We start from the raw sequence: 20,371 nt of genomic DNA on the forward strand, positions 1-20,371 counted from the left end.
CTACGGTCTGGGTGTGCCGTCGAGGCGCTTGATGTCGGCGTCGACCTGCCCGGTCTCCGCCAGCACCTTCTCGCGGCGGAACATGTACAGCCCGCTGGCGACGATGATGCCGGCGCCCAGCCAGGTCATGCCGTCCGGCAGGACCTGCCAGACGAACAGATCCAGCAGCACCACCCACACCAGCGCGGTGTACTCCAGCGGTGCGACCTGGCTGGCCTCGCCGAGGCGGAAGGCATGCGTCAATGCGACCTGGCCGAGGCCACCGGTGACGCCGATCAGGGCGAGCACCCACCAGTGATCGCGCTGCAACGGCTGCCACTCCTGCCAGGCCAGCGCGCCGGCGAACACCGCCATCAACAGCAGGAACCAGAACACCAGCGCCTCGGGACTGTCGCGCTGGGCCAGCGAGCGCACGGCGATCGATGCGATCGCGTAACACAGCGCGCCGCCGACGACCGCCAGTCCCGCCAGCGTGGCGACGCCCTCGCCGCTCGGCCGCAGTACGACCAGCACGCCGACCACACCGACCGCGATCGCGGTCCAGCGCCGGGGCCCCACCTTCTCGCCGAGCAGCGGTACCGCCAGCGCGGTCACCATCAACGGCGACACGAACACGATCGCGTAGGCCGTCGACAGCGGCATCCGCGCCAGCCCGTAGACGAAGCCCGCGATCATGCCGACGCCGAGCACGCCGCGCAGCAGGTGCAACGGCCAGTGGATCCGCAGCAGGGTGCCGGCGCGCCCGCGCAGCAGGATCCAGACCAGCACCAGCGGCAGTGTCGACAGACTGCGGAACGCCGCGACCTGGAACGCCGAGTAGTCCTCGGCGATCCACTTCATCCCCGCATCCATGCCGGCGAACGCGAGCACCGCCAGCAGCATCCACAGGGCGGCGGCGCGGGCATCGGTCGGCGTGTGGGCAGCGGGCATGACGGACGGTAGTGGCGAGAGCGGATGCGCATCCTCGCATGGACCTCGCCATGCCGGATCCGCCCGCGCCAGACCCGACGCGAATCCCGCCACGTAGGGGATTGCGGCCCGGCGGCGCGCCTGCTCTGATGCGCAGACATCGCTAAGGAGAGCAATGATGAGCGCCGAGCCCCATCCCGCCGACGTGCTGCGGGCGCTGCCTGCCGGCTCGATTCCCCGCCCGCCGATCAAGCCGCTGTATCTGCTGAGCCTGTGGCTGGTCACCGCGCTGTGCCTGGCGATGCCGGTGCTGTATCTGGGCGTGGTGGCGGGCCTGGGCTGGCTGGAATTCCGCTATTACACCGACTGGGTGCACCAGGTGCAGCCCGCGTTCGCATGGGGCCGGTTCGTGGCCTGGACGCTGCCCGGCTTCGTCGGCGGCATCCTGATCCTGTTCCTGCTCAAGCCGCTGTTCGCGCCCCGGCACGCGGCGACCGAGGAGATCGAACTCACCGCGGCCGACGACCCGGCCTTCGTCGCCGGTATCCACGCCCTGTGCCGCGCCATCGGCACGCGCCCGCCGTCGTCGATCCGGCTGAGCCACGAGGTCAATGCCTGGGTGCAGTTCGAACCCGGGCTGTGCGGCTTCCTGCGTGGGCATCGACGCCTGACGATCGGCCTGCCGCTGGTGGCCGGCATGGAGGCGCGCCAGTTCGTCGGCGTGATGGCGCACGAGTTCGGCCACTTCGCACAGGGCGGCGGCATGCGCAGCTCCCACGTGATCAACCGGGTCAACCAGTGGTTGTGGTCGCGCGGCTACGAATGGGACGAGTGGGACGATCGCCTGCATGACTGGCGCAGCGACATCGACAACGGCGCATTCGCGGTTGCCGCGTGGCTGGCCACCGGCTGCCTGTGGCTCACGCGCCAGATGATGCGCGGCCTGTTCGCGATCAGCTTCCGGATGAGCCGGCGCCTGTCGCAGGAAATGGAATTCGATGCCGACCGCTACGAAGCCATCGTCGCCGGCAGCGACTGCTTCGCCTCGACCGCGCTGCGGATGCGGGCGCTGATGCTGGCCTACCACCGCACCAACGCCCAGGGCGCGCACGTCTGGCAGCAAGGTCGCCTGGCGGCGGATCTGCCCGAGGCGGTGATGTCGCACTTGCAACGCTTCAGCCCGCAGGACTGGAATGACCTGACCGATGCGCTGCACGCCGACGACACCACGCACTACTGGGCCACGCATCCGGCGGATGCCGAACGTGTCGCCAACGTCGAGCGACTCGGCGCAACCGGACTGTTCCTGGAGCCGCGCCCGGCTCGCGCCTTGTTCGCCGATTTTGCTGCGCTCTCGCGCCGCGTCACCGAGCGCTATTACCGCGGCATGGGCTTGGCGTTCGACGCGCGCAATCTCGTCGATACCGCAGCGGTGGTCGACATCGACGCGTTGCCGGAAGCCGAAGCGCTGGCGTGGAAGCGCCACACCGCGGGCATGCTCGCCGAGCCGGTCTGCCTCGCTCCGGACGATGCTGCGCGGGTACCGTTCGCCGAGATGTCGTGGCAGGCGTGCGTCGACGAGCTGCGCAGACTCATGCCGGACGCAGCGCCGTTGTGGGCGCGCCGGCAGCGCCAGCGCGCGCGCCAGATCGATGCAGCGCCGCGCGTAGCGCTGCTGGATCTGGGCATCGACATGCCGATGCCCGACGGCAGTCCCGCCGATGCGGTCGCCTTGCGCACCGATTTCGCCGCCTTCGATACTGACAACACGCCAGACGCGCGCCTGCTCGAACGCATCACAGGTCTGTTCGCGCGGCGACTCGCGCACGCGCTGACGGTGATGCCGGACGCCGAGCGAGTGACTGCGACGGCGCGACTCGGCCTGCTGCAGATTTTGCACACGCAGGCGCGTCGCCTGCAGGCACTGCATCTGATCCCTGCTGCCTGCCTGCCACTCGCGCGCGGCCTACAAGGCGACGATCCGGAGCTCCGCGACTGGTTGACGCGATCGGCGATGCGGTATCGCGCGGGGATCGATGCCCTGATGGCCACACTGGACGAGATTCCGCTGAATGCCTCGGAGTCGGTCGGTCGTCATCTGCGATCGGGATGCGGCCATCTGGCGGGCGTCGACGACGGCCCGCTGTCGTATATGCGCGCGACCGCGCCACTGCCGGAACTACTGGAACGCCTGTACCGGCAGCAGTTGGCCGGCATCGTCGCCCAGGCCGATCTGCAGGAGCAGTTGCACGGCATCCAGCCGATCCGGCTGGTGAATTTCGCCGCATCCCCACCGGCGGCTGCGCCGGCATAGCGATGCATGGAATGCGCCTTCCCCCCAATGCCACGCGGGGGGAAGCGCGGATCCTGTGCCTTCCGGCTCAGCCCTTCAGCGTGGCCGTGTCGATGACGAAGCTGTAGCGCACGTCGCCCTTGAGCATGCGCTCGTAGGCGGTGTTGATGTCGGCGATGCCGATGCGCTCGATGTCGGAGACGATGCCGTGCTCGGCGCAGAAGTCGAGCATTTCCTGGGTCTCGCGGATGCCGCCGATCAGCGAACCGGTCAGGCGACGGCGCTGCATGATCAGTGCGCGGCGGCGACCGGGGCCGGCCGGTGCGGTAATCTGCGCGCCTTCGCCCCACCTGCAGGTGCCCCATGCCTTCCTTCGATATCGTGTCCGAAGTCGATACCCACGAGCTGACCAATGCCGTCGACCAGGCCAATCGCGAACTGACCACGCGTTTCGACTTCAAGGGCGTCGAGGCCTCCTATGAACTCGACGAGTCGACGATCAAGCAGACGGCGCCGAGCGACTTCCAGGTCCAGCAGATGACCGAGATCCTGCGGCAGCGTCTGGCCGCGCGGAAGATCGACGTGAAGTGCCTGGAGTTCGGCGACATCGAGACGAACCTGGCCGGTGCGCGGCAGACGGTGACCGTGAAGCAGGGCATCGAGCGCGAGCTGGCCAAGAAGATCCAGACCACGCTCAAGGACGCCAAGCTCAAGGTCGACAGCCAGATCAATGGCGACAAGCTGCGCGTGAACGGCAAGAAGCGTGACGACCTGCAGGCCGCGATGGCCCTGCTGCGTGGCGCCGATTTCGAACTGCCGCTGCAGTTCGACAACTTCCGCGACTGAGCATCGTCATGCAGCGCAGCGACGATCCGATCGCCGATACCCGGCTGTGGCTGGAGCGTGCGGTGATCGGGCTCAACCTGTGCCCGTTCGCCAAGGCGGTCGTGGTCAAGGACCAGGTGCGCTTCGTCCTGAGCGACGCGACCACGCCTGAAGCCCTGCTCGAGGTGCTGGGCGAGGAACTGCTGCGCCTGCGCGATACGCCGGCTGCCGAGATCGACACGACACTGATCGTGCACCCGCAGGTGCTCGGCGATTTCCTCGACTACAACGATTTCCTCGACGACGCCGATGGTCTGGTCGAGGCGCTTGAACTGGACGGCGTGCTGCAGGTCGCCAGCTTCCACCCCGACTACCAGTTCGCCGGCACCGGGCACGACGAGATCGGCAACTACACCAACCGGGCGCCCTACCCCACGCTGCATCTGTTGCGCGAGGACAGCGTGGCGCGCGCCGTGGATGCGTATCCGGAGCCGGACAGCATCATCGACCGCAACCTGGACACGCTGGAGCGCCTCGGCCACGACGGCTGGGCGCGGCTGTTCGTCAAACACTGACGGACGGCAGCGGCGCGCACTGCGCGCGCAGAAGAATCCGACACCTGGCGCGCGACGCCGCCGCGACCGCCAATGCCTGCACGCCGGGCTCGTCGAAGGCGCGCATGGCCGCGGAGCGCTCGTGGGCCACATCCATCGACACTGCCGGATGCAAGCGGACAGTGCCAGGAGCGCGAACGCGATCAGGGGCGTGCGCCAGCCTGCACACGCGATCCGGGCAAGAACAGGCTGTCCTGCGCTCTCCGCCACGCGGCGCGTCCGATGCGTCCCTGTGTCCCTTCCGCCTGCGACGCGTCCTGTCGCCATCGGTCCGGAAGCCTGGCGCACCCACGGAGCGGACCTGTCGACTGCGTCGCAACGCGGCAGCGGAGCTGGCTGCCAGACGCACGCCGCCTGAAACATAAAAATATGTTTATATATCGACCTCACCTTGCATCGACCGGATGCCCGATGTCGCACTCCCACGCTCACGATCACCACGCGCCCGGCCACAGCCACGCGCCGTCGGTGTCTGCGACGAACGAACGCGTCGTCCTGACCGGCTTCGTGCTGACCGCCAGCTTCATGCTGGTCGAGGTGGTCGGCGGCGTGCTGTCCGGCTCGCTGGCGCTGATCGCCGATGCCGGCCACATGCTGACCGACGCCGCCGCGCTGCTGCTGGCATGGGTGGGCTTCCGCATCGGGCGACGGGCGTCGGATGCGCGCCGCACCTTCGGCTACATGCGCTTCGAGGTGCTGGCTGGGCTGGTCAACGCGATCACCCTGTTCGCGCTGGTGCTGTGGATCGTGTGGGAGGCGATCCAGCGCCTACGCAGTCCCGGCGAGGTGCTGGCCGGGCCGATGCTGGCGGTCGCGGTCGTGGGCCTGCTGGTCAATTGCCTGGTGTTCTGGATCCTGCACCGCGGCGACCAGTCGCACGTCAACATCAAGGGCGCCACGCTGCACGTGCTCGGCGACCTGCTGGGCTCGGTCGCGGCGATCGTCGCGGCGCTGGTCATCCACTTCACCGGCTGGATGCCGATCGACCCGATCCTCTCGGTGCTCGTCTGTCTGCTGATCCTGCGCAGCGCGTGGTCGCTGCTGCGCGGCTCGTTCCACATCCTGATGGAAGGCACGCCGCCGGATGTCGACATCGAGGTGCTGCGGACGCACCTGCTGACCGATGTGCCCGGCGTGGCCGGTGTGGAACACGTGCACGTCTGGTCGATCACCTCCGGCAAGGTCCTGGCGACGCTGGAACTGGCGTTGGACGCCGATGCATCGCCCGCCGTGGCCGTGCCCGCGGTCAAGCGCGCACTGGCCGACCGGTTCGGCATCGGGCATTCGACGGTCGAGGTCATCCACGCGTCGCAGGCGCAGTGCGCGCTCGAACGTGGCGAGCCGGCGCCGGGACACACGCACGATGACCATCCTCACGACGATCACGATCATGCCGGGCATGCCCACCACGGACATGCCGCCCACGACACGCCGTCGACGTCCGGGCCGTCCCGTTGACCGGGCTCGACGATGCGCGCCTGACACTTCTCGCCGAGACCTTCCGGCTGCTCGGAGACCCGACGCGCCTGCGCGTGTTGCTGACCTGTCTCGACGGGCCGGTCGCGGTCGGCGACATCGCGCGTCGCACCGGTGCTTCGCAGCCCCTGGTCAGTCATCACCTGCGCCTGCTGCGCGGCGCGCGCCTGGTGCGCGGCGAACGCCAGCAGCGTCAGGTGCTGTACGAGGCCGACGATGCGCACGTGCGCGACATGCTGCGCGACATGCTGGACCACGCCGGCGAACACGCCTGACCGGCGCGAACACGTTCACGCTGATCGCCGGCAGCTTGTCCAGACTGCCCTCCAGCCTTCCCCGCCGAGCACCTGCCATGTCGAATCCGTTGCGGACCCTGTTCCCCGCCGTGCTGATGGCTCTTGCTGTTGCGCACGCCTCGCCCGCGTCTGCCGAAGACGGGTCCGCTGCCTTCACCCGTTGCATGGACGCGGCCGAAGGCGTGACCGTCGACATGCTCAACTGCATCGACGCGGAAATCGTTCTGCAGGACGCGCGTCTCAACAGCGAGTATCGACAGACGCTTGCCTCCGTATCGAACGGGCAGCAGACACGCCTGCGCGCCGCGCAACGGTTGTGGGTGCAGTACCGGGATGCCAACTGCGCGTTCCGCGCGGATCCCGAAGGCGGCACGCTGGCGACGGTCATGTCGGTCGACTGCAGGCGTGCGATGACGACCGAACGCGCCGACGAGCTTGCCCGGCTCAGGTCCTGACGACCGCTCGGCAGTGCGGCTGACGCGCCAGGTCGGCGATCCAGGCGCGCGGGACAGCGTGTCGCGGCCCGCGGCAGGCGCGTCCGTCAGGCAAGCGCGGACTTCGACAACCAAGGCGCCAGCAGCCCCTGCACATCGTCGAGCGAGCCGACGATGCGATGCCCCAGCGCGCGCGCGGCGTCGTCCGGTGTCAGCAGATCGGGCACCTGCACCGCCGTCATGCCCGCGGCGAGCGCGGCGCGCACGCCGGTCGGCGAATCCTCCAGCACCAGACAGCGTGATGGCGCGACGCCCAGACGCTCGGCCGCCAGCAGATAAACGTCAGGCGCCGGCTTGGGGTGCGCGACATCGCTGCTGGTGCACACATGTGCGAAGCGGTGCAGCAGGCCGGCCGCGGCCAGCTTGCGTTGCGCCAGCGGCGACTGCGTGGAGGTGGCAACGGCGCGCGGCATGTCGTGCCTCGACAGCAGATCGAGCAGCGCGACGACACCCGGCCGATGCGGCAGGCCCGCCTCGGCCATGGCGACATACCGCGTGTGTCCGCGCGCCAGCAAGCGGTCGGTGGCCGCGGCGCCGATGCGATCCACCAGCAGGTCGCGGCAGACCGCGTCTCCGCGACCGGTCATGCCCAGCCACCAGTCGTGCTCGATGTCCGCCCCTTGCGCGGCAGCGGCCTCGCGCATGCAGTCCAGGATCGCGCGTTCGCTGTCGAGCAGCAGCCCGTCCATGTCGAAAATCACCGCGTCCGGACGGAACGGCAGCACCAGCGCCCGATTCACGGGCGCGCATCACCCATCAGCGTGTCGATGTCGCCCGCGTCGAGCGCGCGCCATTCGCCTTCAGGCAATCCGTCGAGCGCGAGCCCGCCGACGCGGCTGCGATGCAGCGCGACGACGTGGTTGCCGACCGCGGCAAACATGCGCCGCACCTGGTGGTAGCGGCCTTCGGTGATCGTCAGCCGCGCCTGCGTCGGTGACAGCACCTCGAGCACTGCCGGCTTCAGCGGCGTGGTTTCCGAATCCAGCAGCATCGCGCCGCTGGCGAACAGCACGCCCTCGTTGCCGCGCAGCGGTTCCGCCAGCGTGGCCTCGTAGACCTTCGCCCGCTCGCTCTTCGGCGAGATGATCCGGTGCAGCAGCTGGCCGTCATCGGTGAACAGCAGCAGACCGCTGGTGTCGCGGTCCAGCCGGCCCACTGTCGACAGCACGGGCGAACGCAACCGGAAGCGCGGTGGCAGCAGGTCGTAGACCAGGCGGCCGGTGTCCTTCGTCGAGCAGGTATAGCCGGACGGCTTGTGCAGCAGCAGGGTCAGGCCCTGCGGCGGATCAAGCGGCTCGCCGTCGACGCGGATCCGGTCATGCTCGATGCGGTCGTCGGCGTACAGCACGTCGCCGGTGTCATCGGTGACCCGGCCCTCGCGGAACATCCAGCCCACCTGCTTGCGGCTGCCGTAGCCGAGATTCGCCAGCAGCTTCACCAGCTTCATGCGCGGTGCCTCGACGGGGTCGCACGGGCGCGGACCGCATGGATTACCTTGAACGCGCCGCTGGTCGCAACCTCGTTGACCTCGCTGAAACGCGAATCCAGGACGTCCTCGTACGGCAGATGACGGTTGGCGACCAGCCACAACGCGCCGCCCGGCTTCAACGCGACCGCAGCGGCGCCGATGAAGGCGCGTCCGATGTCGGGTCGGCCTTCGCGGCCATGCGCATGGAACGGCGGATTGCTGACGATGAAGTCGTAACCCTGCGGCACACCCGTCGTCACGTCGTGCCAGTGGTAAGCGAGCGTGGCCGCGGCGCCGAGTGCGCCCAGGTTATGGCGGGCCAGCGTCAGCGCGCGGCCTTCGGCCTCGTACACGTCGAGTGCGGTGATGCCGGGACAGCGCTGCAGCAGTTCGGCCGACAGGAAGCCGTAGCCCGCGCCGAGGTCGGCGCCGCGCCCGGCCAGAGTCGTCGGCAGGTGCGAGGCCAGCAGCGCGGACGCGGGATCGACACGGTCCCAGGCGAAGACGCCCGGGCGGCTGCGGAAGCGGCCACCCAGTACATCGCGCGGGCGATCCAGCGCGGCCCATTCGGCGACCAGTGCGGCGTCGACGGTGGCGCCGGCCTGCGCCCAGAACACGCGGCACTTGTGCTTCGACAGCGCGCCGATGTTGCCGGCGATGCGCGCCAGGTCGTCCTGCGCGGACTTCGCGCCCTCGTCGTTGGAGACGCTGGCCAACACCCAGCCGCCGGGCGTCACCGCCTGCAGCGCGCGCGCCAGCACGGCGCGCGACTCGTCGCGCTGGCGCGGTGGCAGCACCAGCACCAGTGGCTTGCGCGGCAGTTCGGCCTCGCCCTCACCGGGCAGTACGTCCAGGCCGGCACGCTGCAGGACGTCGTGCAGCGGCTTGAAGCTCTGCTCGCAGACCAGACCGGGCCAGCGACCACCGGTGGTGGGCACACCGGCGCGCGCGCGCAGGAACAGCGCACCGTCGTCGGGCCAGGGGATCTGGCGGTGTTCGAGCGGCAGGAACAGGGCGTCGAGGGCGGGATCGGACTGCGACAAGGCGGGTACGCACGCGTGGAAGATCGGGACGGGAATTCTACCCGGCCGGCTTCTGCAGCCCGTTTCCGCGGTCCTGCTGCGCCGCAGACCCGTCCGCGATGGCGGCGGCTGCAATCAAATTCCAACGCGATATTGATGATTCGCGAACATCGACCTGCGCAGGATCGGGCGGCCCTTCCCAGCAATCAGGTGATACCGATGCGTGCATTGTTCGTCGGCGGCGTGGTGGACAACAACGAGGTCGATCTCGACGGCATGGAGCCGCCCCGGCATTACCCACCGGAAACCGGCAGCGGTCAGGCCCGTTACCAGCTGCACGCGGTCGGCAAGCAGGACGATACCGTCGTCTATGCGCTGTACGGCGCGCCCGATCTCGCCGCAGAGGAGGTCATGCGCGTCAGCAACGAACGCGATTACGCCCGGCGGTTCGACGCCACGGACGAACAGCGCGTCGACTGAGCGCCTGGATCCGAACCCGGGTGGCCTGCGGCGTGGTGCGCCGCGGGCCGTGATGTAACGACAAAAGCTGACGACGCTGAGTGCCTGGCGCTGCAGCAGGACCGCAGGAATCGCGGTGCGGACGGCGCGACCGCCGGCTCCAACGCCGTGACCGGTTCGGCGCGTACGCGGCTGATACCGCGCACGCGCCTCTGATCAGTCCTGCAACGCGCGCAGCGTCACCGACGGTGGCGCATCCAGCACCTTGCGCGTTGCCCACAGTCCGGCGAGCAGCGTCATCAGCACGCCGATGCCGCCGCCGGCCGCGGCCAGCGCCCAGTTCGGCGTCCACGGCAGATCGAATACCTGCACTGCAATCACGCCGGCCAGTACCGAAGCCGCGATCGACGCGACCAGTCCCGCCAGCAGACCGATCGCCGCAAACTCCGACGCCTGCGCGAAGCGCAGCTGTGCACGCTTGCCACCGAGCACGCGCATCACGCCGCCTTCGAGCAGGCGCTCATCCTGGCTGGCACTCACCGCCGCCAGCAGCACCAGCACGCCGGCGGCGAGCGAGAACCAGAACACCACCTGCACCACCGTCGAGACCTGGTCGGCGGTGCTGCGCACCTGGGTCAGCACCGCATCGATGTCGACCACCGACAGGTTCGGGAACTGCTGCACAAGGTCGGCAGTGAAGCGGGGTTTGTCGGTCGGCACGCGGACCGCGGTGATGTGGCTGGCGGGATACGCATCCAGCGCGCCCGGCGACGCGACGACGAAGAAGTTCGGCCGGAAGCTCTCCCACTCGATGCTGCGGAAACTCGTGATCGGCGCTTCGAAGCGCTGGCCGGCGATGTCGAAGACGATACGGTCGCCGAGTTGCCAGCCGAGGTCCTTGGCGAAGCCCTCCTCGACCGAGATCTCCGGCGTCGCCGGCGCGGACTCGCCCCAGAACGTGCCGGCAGTGACCCGGTTGTCGTCGCGTAGATCACTCTGCATCGAGAGATTGAACTCGCGCTCGGCGCGACGTTGCGCCTGGCGGTCCTGCGCCTCGTCGCCGCTGCGGCCGGCATAGTCTTCGCCGCGCACCGGCTCACCGTTCCGCTCGACCAGACGCGCGCGGATCATCGGGAACAGCACCGGTGCATCGACGCCCTGATCGGCGATGAAGGCACGCACCGGATCGAGCTGGTCGGGCTGGACGTTGATGATGAAGCGGTTCGGCGCGTCCTGGCCGATCGCGAGCTGCCAGCGGTCGAGCAGATCGGTGCGCACGAAGGTCAGCAGCAGCAGCGCCATCAGGCCGAGGCCGAGCGCTGTGACCTGCGCGACGCTGGTGCCCGCGCGCCGGCTCACGTTGGCCAGGCCGTAACGCAGGCTGCCGCGCAGCCGCGTGCGCAGCGCGCGCACCAGCAGGATCAGGCCCCAGGCCAGCAGCGCGAGCACGGCGAACGTCGCCGCGATACCCGCGAGCATCGCCCCACCCAGCGTGGCCGAGCCAGCCTTCCACCACAGCAGCGCGGCGAGACCGACGAACCCGGCGCCACCGACCAGCCACGCACTCGGCTCGAAACCTCCGAGATCACGCCGCAGCACGCGCAACGCCGGCACGCGACGGAGTGCGAGCACCGGCGGCGCACCGAAGGCCATCAGCACCACGAGGCCGACGCCATAACCCTGCAATGCCGGCATCAGCCCCGCCGACGGAATCGACAGGCCCAGCAGCGACTCCAGCCAGCGACCGATGCCCCACTGCAGACCGAAGGCAATCACCACACCCAGCGTGCAGGCGATTACGCCGAGCAACAGCAGTTCGCCCACATGGATGCCGACCAGCGTGCGTTGCTGCGCGCCCATGCAGCGCATCACCGCGACGGAGGTCAGATGCCGCGCCGAATGCTGGCGCGCCGCCATCGCCACGGCGACCGCGGCGAGGATCACCGACACCAGTGCGGCGAGGCCGAGGAAGCGGCCGGCGCGATCGAGCGAGGAGCGCACTTCCGGCCGCGCGTTGCCGATGGTTTCCACGCGCTGGCCGCGGCCGAGATTCGCGCGCGCGGCCATGGCGAAACCATCGACGGCGTTCGCGTCACCGGCGATCACCAGGCGATAACGGATGCGACTCCCTGGCTGGATCAGGCCAGTGGCTTCCAGGTCGGACAGGTGCAGGAACACCTTCGGCGCGACGTTGAAATAGTCGATCGACGCATCCGGTTCCTGTAGCACCAGCGCGGTCAGGCGGAAGCTGCGATCGCCGAGAAACACGGTGTCGCCGACCGATGCGCCCAGCGTGTCGGCACCGGCGCGGCTCATCCACGCCGTGCCGGGCTCGGGCACGGCCTCGGCATCGCGTTCGACGCCATCGGCGCCAGCGATGCGGAAACTGCCGCGCAATGGAAATCCATCGCCGAGCGCACGCACGTCGCCAAGCTGCAGCGTCGCGGTGTCGCCCGCACCGACGCGGATCATGCTGTCGAGTTCGATCGTGTCGACGGCTTCGAGACCCGCGGCCTTGGACGCATCGCGGATCGCGCCTTCGATCGGCGCGTCGCCACGCACGACCGCATCGCCGCCGAGCAGACGGTTCGCCTCGATCGCCAGCGCGCGCTCAGCGCGGTCGGTGACGAAGCCCACAGCCGTCACCGCGACGACCGCGAGCACCAGCGCGGCGAACAGGATGCGGATGTCGCCGGCCTTGAAGTCGCGGCGCAGCTGGCGCCACGCGAGCGCGGCGGTCCTCATGCGGTCATCGCCTCGTCGGCGACCAGACGGCCACTGTCGATGCGCAGGCGGCGCTTGCAGCGCTGCGCCAGATGATCGTCATGGGTGACCAGCACCAGGGTGGTGCCGGCGTCGGCATTGAGCGCGAACAGCAGTTCGATGATCGATTGGCCGGTCGCGGTGTCGAGGTTGCCGGTGGGCTCGTCGGCGAAGAGCAGCGACGGCCGGGTCACGAACGCGCGCGCCAGTGCCACGCGCTGCTGCTCGCCGCCGGAGAGCTGGCGCGGGTAATGGCCGAGTCGCTCACCCAGGCCGACGCGCGCGAGCACCTCGCGCGCCGGCCCTTCCACCTCGCGATCGCCGCGCAGTTCCAGCGGCAGCATCACGTTCTCCAGCGCGGTCAGCGACGGCAGCAGCTGGAAGCTCTGGAACACGAAGCCGACCTTCTCGCCGCGCACCTTCGCGCGGCCGTCCTCGTCGAGCGTCGAGATCGATGCCCCGTCGAGCACCACGCTGCCTGTGCTCGGCGTATCCAGACCGGCCAGCAGCGACAGCAGCGTGCTCTTGCCCGAACCCGATGCGCCGACGATCGCCACCGTGTCGCCGTTCCCGATACGGAACCCGACGTCCTGCAGGATGGTCAGTTCACCCGACGGCAGCACGACGCGCTTGCCCAGATTCTCGACGAGGAGGGCGTTGCGGGTTTCAGCCTGCGCTGGGTTTGAATCGGCCATGATGTTCCTTTATGCGCCTGCACGAGTGGCAGCCATCTTCGAAGACAGGGTTTAAATGATGATTAAGCGCGTCCGGTATGGGGCCTTCGGCGCCTCCATGCAATGTGCCATCGGTTGCCTCCTCCTGCTGTGTGCATTCGTTGCACAGGCGCAGACGCCGTCCACGACGGCCCGGCCGGTCACCGAGGCGAAGACCTTGCTGGTGATGGGCGATTCGTTGTCGGCCGGTTACGGCATGGCCGCAGCCCAGGGCTGGGTGGGCCTGCTCGAGCAGCGGCTGCAACGCGACGTGCCCGGCTGGCGCGTCGTCAACGGCAGCATCTCCGGCGAGACCAGCGCCGGCGGCGCGTCGCGAATCGTGCAGGCCGTGGTGCGCGAGCGCCCGGAGGTGGTGGTCATCGCACTGGGCGCGAACGACGGCCTGCGCGGGCTTCCGCTCGCCGAGGCCCGCCGCAATCTGGCGCGGATGATCGGCGCCTCGCAGCACGTCGGCGCGCGGGTGTTGCTGGTCGGCATGCGCATGCCGCCGAACCTGGGGACGGACTACGCGGCTGGCTTCGAGGCGAACTACCGTCTGCTGGCCGACACCTTCGACGTGCCGCTGCTGCCGTTCCTGCTGGAGCCGGTGGCCGATGACCGCGCGAACTTCCAGGACGACAACCTGCACCCGACGGCCGAAGCCCAGCCGAAGATCCTCGATCACGTCTGGCCGGCGTTGCGACCGCTGCTGGATTGAAGCCCGACCCGCCAGCGCCTGGCGCCTGGCGGTCGTTGCGGCGTGAGCGCCGCGTGATGCATCCGCGGTGCACCCATTCGCGTAGGTGCCGGTGAGCCAGCCGCGATCGCGGCCGGACACAACCAAGGATTCGCCATGAAGCGCAACCTGCTCACCGTCATGCTGCTCACCTCGATCGCGCTGACCGCCTGCCAGAAGGAGGCACCGGCCGAAAGCGCGGCCGCCACGCCGATGCCCGCGGAATCCCCCGCCACCGCGCCGCTCGCTGCGACCCCGAGCGATCCGGCGATGGCCGCCGAAGCCGACGCCACCGCCCAAGGCGCGACCCCGATGGTCGGCGGCGCGCCGATGTATCCCGACCGCGACATCGTCACCAATGCCGCGACGTCCGAGGACCACACCACGCTGGTGGCCGCCGTCCAGGCAGCGGGCCTGGTCGACACGCTGAAGGGCCCGGGTCCGTTCACGGTGTTCGCGCCGACCAACGCCGCGTTCGAGAAGCTGCCGGCCGGCACCGTTGACGGTCTGCTGAAGCCGGAGATGAAGTCCGACCTGACCAAGGTGCTGACCTACCATGTCGTGCCCGGCAACATCGATGCCGCGGCGCTGGTGCAGCAGATCCAGGCAGGTGGCGGCACCGCCAAGCTCAAGACCGTGGAAGGCGCCGAGCTGACCGCGAAGCTGGACGGCCAGACCGTCACGCTGTCCGATGCCAAGGGCAACGAGGCCCGCGTCACGACGGCCGACGTGCGCCAGAGCAACGGCGTGATCCACGTGATCGATACGGTGCTGATGCCGTAACGGCGTATGCAGGTATCCCGGACCGGTTCGACGGTCCGGTACAGGCAGGAGGCGGCCCGCGGGCCGCCTCTTTTGTGTGTCGAATCCGGGGGATCAGGGTGCGGGCTTCGGCGCCGTGCCGTCCCCCGCGCGCATCAACGGATACGGATTGACCGGCGTGCCGGTCCACCACTGCCGTTCGGGCGTCAGCCGGAAGATCGCGAAGTGCAGATGCGGCGCCGCGGGATCCGCATTGCCGGTGCTGCCCACCGTTCCCAGCACGTCACCACGCTTCACTGCAGCGCCTTCGGTCAGTCCGGGCGCGTAGGCCTGCAGATGCGCGTAGTAGTACGCGAACTGCCCGCTGGGCTCGAACTGGTAGATCGTCAGGCCGCCACGATCGCTGTCGAACAGCTTCTCGATCGTGCCGTCGGCGACGGCCAGGATCGGCGTGCCGGCCGGCGCCATGATGTCGAGCGCTTCGTGCTGACGCTCGCTGCCGCGGGCATCGCCGAAGGTGTCGTGGATGTCGGTGATGGCGATGCCCTGCACCGGCAGCAACAGGCCCTCGGGCGTGGCGGCGTCCGTCACCGGTGCGGCTGATGGCGTCTGTGACTGCATCGCAGCCGGCATGGGCGTTGGGTTTCCGACAACGGTGGGCGGCTCGGGATTCGCAGCAGCCGGCGCGATCGCGTCAGCGCCGGGTGCGGCACCGGAATCAACCGGCGCGGACGCAGCGGCCACCGCGTCGCCGGTCAGGCTTGGGCTGCGTTCGATCAGCGGACCGCCCTGCCAGAAGAACCACGCGACATTGGCCAGCAGCAGGACCGCAATCAATGCGATCCAGGTTCCCGGTCGCTTCATCGCTTACTCCTCCAGAATCGCCACCGTGCCCGGCTTGACCACGTCGGCGACGCGGCGCGCGCTCCAGTTGGTCATGCGGATGCAGCCGTGCGATTGGGTCTTGCCGATGTTCTGCGGCTCGGGCGTGCCGTGGATGCCGTAATGCGGCTTCGACAGGTCGATCCACACCGTGCCGACCGGGTTGTTCGGACCGGCCGGCAGCGCGGCCTTCGCGTGCGAGGGATCGGCATCCCAGAACAGGTCCGGGTTGTAGTGGAAGGTGGGATCCGTCGCGACGCCTTCGATCCGCCACTCGCCGATCGGTAGCGGATCGCGCTCGGTGCCGGTCGACGCCGGAAACTGCGCGTAGACCTTGCCGCCGGCATCGACCAGACGCACCACCGAATCCGACTTGCTCACCACCACGCGCGCGGGCTCGGCCAGCGGCGCGGCCTCGGCGACGTTCGGCACGACGATGCGCGTGCCCGCCCTGAAGTCGCTGCCGGGATTGAGCCGGCGCAGCAGCGCGGGCGATGCATGGAAGCGCTCCCCGAGGGCTTCGACCACGTTCTCGAAGCCGAGGGCGTCCTGCTTCGACTGCGCCATCATGTCGTCGGGCACCGGCACGAAGGGGCCGGCGACGTCTTCGGCCGTCAGCGTATGCTCGAGCAACGCGGGCGCACCGTCTCCGGTCAATGCGTCCCACGTCGGCGCATCGAGTTCACCGCTGACCGCAATGCCGCGGTGCCGCTGGAAGGCCGCGATCGCGCGCGTGGTGTTGGTGCCGCCGCGCGCGTCGATCTCGCCGGGCGAGAAATGCACGCGATCCAGCAGCACCTGCGTGCGCAGCATCGCTGCATCGCCGGCGTCCATCTCCGCCGCATTGACCGACGCCGCCGTCAACGCCTGCGATGACTCCGCAGTCTGCGGGGCATCGTCACGTGCCGGTGCGTCCTGCGCGAAGGCGGGCGCTGCGACCAGCAGCATGACGAATGCGCAGACAGGCGCGCGGGCGGTGCGGATCCAGTGTGCGGGCATGGCGTCGTTCCTTGGGCTCGAGGCATCGCATGCTCCCGGCCCGCGCGCGCCTGTCGCGTGAAGTCGCGCGCCCGGTGTTCAGCGTGCCGGGCAGCGCAGCAATTTCGAATCGCGTCGCCACGCCGGATCGGCGGCGTAGGCGAACAGCAGCTGGCCGTCCTTGAGATCGTCAATCACCGCCTGCGCCACTTCATCGCGCACCGCGGGACAGCCCCAGCTGCGTCCCAGCCGTCCCTGCCGACGCGCCTGTTCCGGATCCACGTAATCAGCGCCGTGCATAACGATCAACCGCTCGCGCGCACGCCCGTTGATGCCGGGCTCCAGTCCATCCATGCGCAACGAATACCCGTTCTGTCCGGTGTAGGTCTCGGCCGTCGAGAACAGGCCCAGGCTCGACTGGTAACTGCCTTCGACATCGGAGAACACCGTGGGCAGGTTGTCACCGCTGCCGCGTCCGTGCGCGACATGCTCGGCATGCAGCAGGCGCCCGGTCTGCACATCGAAGATCCACATGCGGACCTCAGTCGATGGACGCGAGTAGTCGATGACCGCGAGCCGGCGTCCCACGTCGTGATCGCGCGCCGCACAGGCACGCGCATCCAGGGCGAGCGACAGCACCTCGCGATCAAGTGCCGGCGCTGCGGCAGCCAGCGTGTCGAGCGATGCATCGGCGGCGTGCGACATCGATGACGCCGCCAGCAGCGACAGACTCAGCAGGGCCCGGTGGAAAAAGGTGCGCATGTGCCAAAGCTTAGCGCTGGCAAGTGCAACGCCAGTGGTCTCGCCCGTCGGCGCATACGACGTCACGCCTTCTGCGCTTGACACCAAACCAAGTGTATTGTTGTATTGATACACATGGACGCAAGCCTGCTCTCGATCCAGCCCAATGCCGCCGAGCCGCTGTACCGGCAGATCACCGGTCAGGTCCGGCGGCTGGTCGCGGGCGGTGTGCTGCGGCCCGGCGAAGCCCTGCCCTCGGTGCGCGATGTGGCCGGGCTGCACGCGATCAATCCGATGACGGTGTCCAAGGCCTACAGCCAGCTCGAAGCCGAAGGCGTGCTGCTGCGGCTGCGCGGCAAAGGCATGGTCGTCGCCGATCTCGCCGCGCCCCCTGATCTCGCCGCGCGCTGGGCGCTGATCGATCCCGCACTCGACGCGCTGTCACGTCAGGCGCGCGAACTCGAACTGCCGGCCGACGCGTTGCTCGACCGCCTCATGACCCGACTCACGGAGGATCCGCAATGAACGCGATGCTCGAACGCTCTCTGTCTGCCTTCGACACCACGGCGCCGCTCGCCGTAGATGGTCTGATCAAGCAGTACGACCACCGCAGCGTGTTGCGCGGCGTGTCGCTGGCGATCGAACCCGGCGCCGTGCTCGGCCTGATCGGTCGCAACGGCGCCGGCAAGAGCACGCTGATCCGCGCGATGCTCGGACTGATCGAACCCGACGCCGGGCACGCGACCGTCTGGGGCGTGCCGGCGCTGCGCCTGACCGATGCGGTCAAGCAGCGCCTCGGCTATGTGCCGCAGCAGCCCGAGGCGATGGCGTGGCTGCAGGTCGGCGAGATGCTGGATTTCATCGGCCGGTTCTATCCGCGCTGGGATGCCGCCTACGTCGACGCCACGCTGGAACGCTGGCAGTTGCCGCGCAACCGGCTGCTCGCGAAGCTCTCGCCCGGTGAACGACAACGCGTCGCGATCCTGCGCGCCCTCGCGCCGCGTCCGGAACTGCTGGTGCTCGACGAACCCGCATCGGCGCTCGATCCCGTCGGCCGCCGTGAACTGCTGCGCGAGATCGCCTCACGCGCCGGCGAGTCCGGCACCACGGTGCTGTTCTCCACCCACATCGTGTCCGACCTCGAACGCGTGGCCTCGCACGTCGCCTTCCTGCACGAGGGTCAGCTGCTGCTGCACAGCGAGCTCGACAGCCTCAAGGAACGCAACCTGCGCCTGCACGTGCCCGAGTCGGTTGCCGCGCAACTGCGCGAAGACGTGCCCGGCGAAGTCTCGCGTCGTCCGCATCCCTACGGCGGCCTGTCGATCACGGTACTGCGCGGCGAAGACACGCCCTGGCCCGACCTGCTGCAGGTGCCCGGCGTCCGCGCCGAAGCGCTGCCGCTGGAGGATCTCTTCATCGAGGTGTCGGCATGAGTGCCGCAGCGATGCACGCGCCACGTTGGGGTGGAATCGACGCAGCGCTTGCAGCGACGCGCGTCTCCACGACGCGTCGCCACCGGAGCTGGATGCTCGCGATCTACCTCACGCTCTTGGCCAGTGCCTGTCTTCTCGGCATCTTCGTACCGGCCGAGAGCTCGCGCGCCGAGGGCCTCGGATTCTTCGTCGCCATCGCCAATTTTTCCGTGTGGGCCGGCTGGCTCTCGCGGCTGGTGCTGCTGCAGAAGGAGGCCGCCAGCCTGCAGGCGCCCGGCATCGCTGCCGCCGTCAGCCGCGCCCTGTTGTATGCGGCTGTCCTGAGCGTGTTCCTGCCCGGCCTCGCCCTGCTCGCGCTGGGCGTTCCGGCGGCCACCGCATTCGGTGCGTCCGCGGTCGGCGTCCTCGGCGGGCTGCTGTTCGCACTGATGCCCTGGCCGGCGGCCATTGGCCTGCTGATGGTGCCCGCGGCTGCGCCGGCGCTGGCGCCCTACCTGCCGCCGATGGGACCGTTCGCTCTGGTCGCCGCCGCAGCCTTCGGATTGCTGATGCTGGTGACGTGCTGGCGCAGCGTAGTGAGAAGTGCCGACCCGGCTGACATCCCGGCTTGGCGCCGCCCGGTGATGCTGCAGGCGCCCGGCGGCATGGTGGCCTGGACCGACCCGAAGGTCGCCGCAGCGCCTGATGCGCCTCGCATCCATGAAGGTTGGCTGGTGGCGATGCCGCGCCCGGATCATGCCGGGCCGCATGCGCCCCGCGCTGCGATCGACGCGCTGCTGGCAGGTCCCATGGGCTACGTCGCGAAGCGCACGGTGTTACGGCAGTGGGGCCTGATGGTGTTGCTCGTGCTGGCGGTGCTGATGATTCCGTTCCGGGGCGACGCGCCGCTGGTGCGTGACGCGCTGCTGATCGGCGGCGCGGTCGGACTGCTCGGCGGCGGCTGGACCCTGGCCATGCGACTGGAGCGGCAACGCCGCCGCGTGTCCGGCGAGCTGGCCGAACTGGCCCTGCTGCCGGGGCTGGGCGATCCCGGAACCGCAGCTGCACGCCTGGTGCGCAGTATCGGGATGCGACTCGCCCAGCTGATGCTGTTCGCGCTGGCAGGCCTGTTGCTGCTGGCGCGGGTGGAGGCGCTCGCGCTGTCGGATGTCGCCATGCTGGTGGGCCTGTCGGCCGGCGTCGGCGCCGCGAGCGCGTTCCTGTGCGCATCCGCCCTGGCCGGCAGGCACCTCGCTTCCTGGCGCACCGGCCTGATCATGTCGCCGATGCTGGTTGCGGCCATTGCCACACTGATGCTCACCCTGCTCCGCAACCCACTACCGACGCACACGCTGGCCTGGCCGCTGGTCTGGACCGTGCTGACGGCGGCCTATCTCGTCGCCGTGCGATCGCCATTGCGCAGCGTCCGCGCGCGTCCGCACGCTTTTCTGCTGGACTGAACCGTCACGGGACCTTGATTGCTGGTTAAGTCCGCCCGGCGCATGATCCAAGTCCAGCCATCCATCCT

General features: G+C 69.2%; 22 protein-coding genes and 1 pseudogene. 12 read left to right on the top strand and 11 right to left on the bottom strand.

Going from position 1 to position 20,371, the window contains the following annotated elements; genetic code table 11:
- Complete coding sequence (locus AC3A5K_RS15660) at positions 1 to 930, bottom strand: DMT family transporter (RefSeq protein ID WP_487618487.1); 930 nt, start codon at positions 928 to 930, stop codon at positions 1 to 3.
- Between the two features lie 157 nt (positions 931 to 1,087).
- Here AC3A5K_RS15660 and AC3A5K_RS15665 point away from each other — a divergent pair, with 157 nt between their 5' ends.
- Complete coding sequence (locus tag AC3A5K_RS15665; RefSeq protein WP_487618488.1) at positions 1,088 to 3,223, top strand: M48 family metallopeptidase; 2,136 nt, start codon at positions 1,088 to 1,090, stop codon at positions 3,221 to 3,223.
- A 67-nt stretch (positions 3,224 to 3,290) separates the two neighbouring features.
- On the opposite strand, the pseudogene AC3A5K_RS15670 reads toward AC3A5K_RS15665, so the two are convergent.
- Positions 3,291 to 3,497, bottom strand: a pseudogene (locus AC3A5K_RS15670) (NAD(P)-dependent alcohol dehydrogenase); the annotation flags it as partial.
- Between the two features lie 68 nt (positions 3,498 to 3,565).
- Between AC3A5K_RS15670 and AC3A5K_RS15675 the strand changes: the two are divergent.
- Positions 3,566 to 4,048 (top strand): YajQ family cyclic di-GMP-binding protein, encoded by a 483-nt coding sequence (locus tag AC3A5K_RS15675; RefSeq protein ID WP_487618489.1) that lies wholly within the window; start codon positions 3,566 to 3,568, stop codon positions 4,046 to 4,048.
- Positions 4,049 to 4,056: 8 nt separating this feature from the next.
- Positions 4,057 to 4,602: a DUF1415 domain-containing protein gene (locus AC3A5K_RS15680; protein ID WP_487618490.1), complete on the top strand. Its 546-nt coding sequence runs from the start codon at positions 4,057 to 4,059 to the stop codon at positions 4,600 to 4,602.
- On the opposite strand, the gene AC3A5K_RS15685 is transcribed toward AC3A5K_RS15680, so the two are convergent.
- Positions 4,592 to 4,738 (bottom strand): hypothetical protein, encoded by a 147-nt coding sequence (locus AC3A5K_RS15685; RefSeq protein WP_487618491.1) that lies wholly within the window; start codon positions 4,736 to 4,738, stop codon positions 4,592 to 4,594. The two genes, AC3A5K_RS15680 and AC3A5K_RS15685, sit on opposite strands and share 11 nt — an antisense overlap.
- A gap of 314 nt (positions 4,739 to 5,052) precedes the next feature.
- On the opposite strand from AC3A5K_RS15685, the gene AC3A5K_RS15690 reads away from it, so the two are divergent.
- From AC3A5K_RS15690 to AC3A5K_RS15700, 3 genes are all read left to right on the top strand, one after another.
- Positions 5,053 to 6,099 (top strand): cation diffusion facilitator family transporter, encoded by a 1,047-nt coding sequence (locus tag AC3A5K_RS15690; protein ID WP_487618492.1) that lies wholly within the window; start codon positions 5,053 to 5,055, stop codon positions 6,097 to 6,099.
- A complete protein-coding gene (locus AC3A5K_RS15695) occupies positions 6,096 to 6,392 on the top strand; it encodes an ArsR/SmtB family transcription factor (RefSeq protein ID WP_487618493.1) in 297 nt (98 codons plus the stop codon). The genes AC3A5K_RS15690 and AC3A5K_RS15695 overlap by 4 nt, the downstream gene beginning before the upstream one ends.
- Before the next feature lie 77 nt (positions 6,393 to 6,469).
- On the top strand, positions 6,470 to 6,868 hold the full coding sequence (locus tag AC3A5K_RS15700) for a lysozyme inhibitor LprI family protein (RefSeq protein WP_487618494.1): 399 nt from the start codon (positions 6,470 to 6,472) through the stop codon (positions 6,866 to 6,868).
- A gap of 86 nt (positions 6,869 to 6,954) precedes the next feature.
- Here AC3A5K_RS15700 and AC3A5K_RS15705 read toward each other — a convergent pair whose 3' ends face one another.
- Genes AC3A5K_RS15705 through AC3A5K_RS15715 form a run of 3 tightly spaced genes read right to left on the bottom strand, consistent with a single transcriptional unit; the run spans position 6,955 to position 9,418 of the window.
- Positions 6,955 to 7,647 (bottom strand): HAD family hydrolase, encoded by a 693-nt coding sequence (locus tag AC3A5K_RS15705; protein ID WP_487618495.1) that lies wholly within the window; start codon positions 7,645 to 7,647, stop codon positions 6,955 to 6,957.
- Positions 7,644 to 8,354: a pseudouridine synthase gene (locus AC3A5K_RS15710; protein WP_487618496.1), complete on the bottom strand. Its 711-nt coding sequence runs from the start codon at positions 8,352 to 8,354 to the stop codon at positions 7,644 to 7,646. Before AC3A5K_RS15710 ends, AC3A5K_RS15705 begins: the two co-directional genes overlap by 4 nt.
- Positions 8,351 to 9,418 (bottom strand): class I SAM-dependent methyltransferase, encoded by a 1,068-nt coding sequence (locus AC3A5K_RS15715; RefSeq protein ID WP_487618497.1) that lies wholly within the window; start codon positions 9,416 to 9,418, stop codon positions 8,351 to 8,353. The genes AC3A5K_RS15710 and AC3A5K_RS15715 overlap by 4 nt, the downstream gene beginning before the upstream one ends.
- Positions 9,419 to 9,616: 198 nt before the next feature.
- Here AC3A5K_RS15715 and AC3A5K_RS15720 point away from each other — a divergent pair, with 198 nt between their 5' ends.
- Complete coding sequence (locus AC3A5K_RS15720) at positions 9,617 to 9,877, top strand: hypothetical protein (RefSeq protein ID WP_487618498.1); 261 nt, start codon at positions 9,617 to 9,619, stop codon at positions 9,875 to 9,877.
- A 195-nt stretch (positions 9,878 to 10,072) separates the two neighbouring features.
- Here AC3A5K_RS15720 and AC3A5K_RS15725 read toward each other — a convergent pair whose 3' ends face one another.
- Positions 10,073 to 12,601, bottom strand: coding sequence for an ABC transporter permease (locus AC3A5K_RS15725; RefSeq protein WP_487618499.1), 2,529 nt, complete (start codon positions 12,599 to 12,601; stop codon positions 10,073 to 10,075).
- Positions 12,598 to 13,314 carry an ABC transporter ATP-binding protein gene (locus AC3A5K_RS15730; protein ID WP_487618500.1) on the bottom strand — a complete coding sequence of 239 codons (717 nt, stop codon included), beginning with the start codon at positions 13,312 to 13,314 and terminating at the stop codon, positions 12,598 to 12,600. The genes AC3A5K_RS15725 and AC3A5K_RS15730 overlap by 4 nt, the downstream gene beginning before the upstream one ends.
- 97 nt (positions 13,315 to 13,411) lie before the next feature.
- On the opposite strand from AC3A5K_RS15730, the gene AC3A5K_RS15735 reads away from it, so the two are divergent.
- Positions 13,412 to 14,050: an arylesterase gene (locus tag AC3A5K_RS15735; RefSeq protein ID WP_487618501.1), complete on the top strand. Its 639-nt coding sequence runs from the start codon at positions 13,412 to 13,414 to the stop codon at positions 14,048 to 14,050.
- Positions 14,051 to 14,281: 231 nt separating this feature from the next.
- Positions 14,282 to 14,851, top strand: coding sequence for a fasciclin domain-containing protein (locus AC3A5K_RS15740; protein WP_487618634.1), 570 nt, complete (start codon positions 14,282 to 14,284; stop codon positions 14,849 to 14,851).
- A 93-nt stretch (positions 14,852 to 14,944) separates the two neighbouring features.
- Here AC3A5K_RS15740 and AC3A5K_RS15745 read toward each other — a convergent pair whose 3' ends face one another.
- From AC3A5K_RS15745 to AC3A5K_RS15755, 3 genes are all read right to left on the bottom strand, one after another.
- Positions 14,945 to 15,694, bottom strand: a complete 750-nt coding sequence (locus AC3A5K_RS15745) for a M23 family metallopeptidase (protein ID WP_487618502.1) — start codon at positions 15,692 to 15,694, stop codon at positions 14,945 to 14,947.
- A 3-nt stretch (positions 15,695 to 15,697) separates the two neighbouring features.
- Entirely contained in the window at positions 15,698 to 16,660 is a 963-nt protein-coding gene (locus AC3A5K_RS15750) for a L,D-transpeptidase family protein (protein WP_487618635.1), read from the bottom strand.
- A gap of 129 nt (positions 16,661 to 16,789) precedes the next feature.
- Positions 16,790 to 17,452 (bottom strand): murein L,D-transpeptidase catalytic domain family protein, encoded by a 663-nt coding sequence (locus AC3A5K_RS15755; RefSeq protein WP_487618503.1) that lies wholly within the window; start codon positions 17,450 to 17,452, stop codon positions 16,790 to 16,792.
- A 114-nt stretch (positions 17,453 to 17,566) separates the two neighbouring features.
- On the opposite strand from AC3A5K_RS15755, the gene AC3A5K_RS15760 reads away from it, so the two are divergent.
- The 3 genes from AC3A5K_RS15760 to AC3A5K_RS15770 all read left to right on the top strand — a co-directional run bounded on the left by AC3A5K_RS15760 (position 17,567) and on the right by AC3A5K_RS15770 (position 20,303).
- On the top strand, positions 17,567 to 17,956 hold the full coding sequence (locus tag AC3A5K_RS15760; protein ID WP_487618504.1) for a GntR family transcriptional regulator: 390 nt from the start codon (positions 17,567 to 17,569) through the stop codon (positions 17,954 to 17,956).
- Positions 17,953 to 18,864 carry an ABC transporter ATP-binding protein gene (locus AC3A5K_RS15765; RefSeq protein WP_487618505.1) on the top strand — a complete coding sequence of 304 codons (912 nt, stop codon included), beginning with the start codon at positions 17,953 to 17,955 and terminating at the stop codon, positions 18,862 to 18,864. Before AC3A5K_RS15760 ends, AC3A5K_RS15765 begins: the two co-directional genes overlap by 4 nt.
- 92 nt (positions 18,865 to 18,956) lie before the next feature.
- Positions 18,957 to 20,303 (top strand): hypothetical protein, encoded by a 1,347-nt coding sequence (locus tag AC3A5K_RS15770; RefSeq protein WP_487618506.1) that lies wholly within the window; start codon positions 18,957 to 18,959, stop codon positions 20,301 to 20,303.
- Positions 20,304 to 20,371: the final 68 nt, after the last annotated feature.

The sequence above is a fragment of the Luteimonas sp. Soil_C_5 genome (assembly GCF_057656615.1).